Raw genomic sequence first — 579 nt, forward strand, 5'->3', positions numbered from 1 at the left:
ACCATGGAAGTTGGGGGCGCCCGAAGCCAGTGATCCAACCGYAAGGAGGAAGCTGTCGAAGGTGAAACCAATGACTAGGGTGAAGTCGTAACAAGGTAGCCGTATCGGAAGGTGCGGCTGGATCACCTCCTTTCTAAGGAAATTAGTTCATACTGTTCAGTTTTGAGTGTTCTATTTTAGATTAAATAGAAACACTAAAACACACCATATGGGGATATAGCTCAGTTGGGAGAGCACCTGCCTTGCACGCAGGGGGTCGCAGGTTCGACTCCTGTTATCTCCACCATTTCAGATTAAGTTCTGAGTGTGATGTTCTTTGAAAATTGCATATATGAAAGACAAATAGTTAATTTATTAGCTATAGTCGACAAGCAAAAACAATATTCTCAAATCCTATATTTATATAGGTAGTTGWRRAACTATAATCTTACAGTCGAGAGACKTWAAATCTAGTGACGAAAGTCGCGAATTAGGTTATATCGCTATAACCATTATTAACTAGGTCAAGTTAATAAGGGCATGCGGTGGATGCCTAGGCACTGAGAGCCGATGAAGGACGTGATAAGCTGCGAAAAGTCA

1 tRNA gene and 2 rRNA genes are annotated in these 579 nt (G+C 41.9%); all 3 read left to right on the plus strand.

Features of this window, described 5'->3' with window-relative positions:
• Positions 1-133, plus strand: a 16S ribosomal RNA gene (locus EZV73_RS28390); the annotation flags it as partial.
• Positions 134-210: 77 nt separating this feature from the next.
• Positions 211-286, plus strand: a tRNA-Ala gene (locus tag EZV73_RS28395).
• Between the two features lie 215 nt (positions 287-501).
• Positions 502-579 (plus strand): 23S ribosomal RNA (locus EZV73_RS28400); the annotation flags it as partial.

The organism is Acidaminobacter sp. JC074, assembly GCF_022496765.1.
GTDB lineage: Bacteria > Bacillota > Clostridia > Peptostreptococcales > Acidaminobacteraceae > JABXKX01.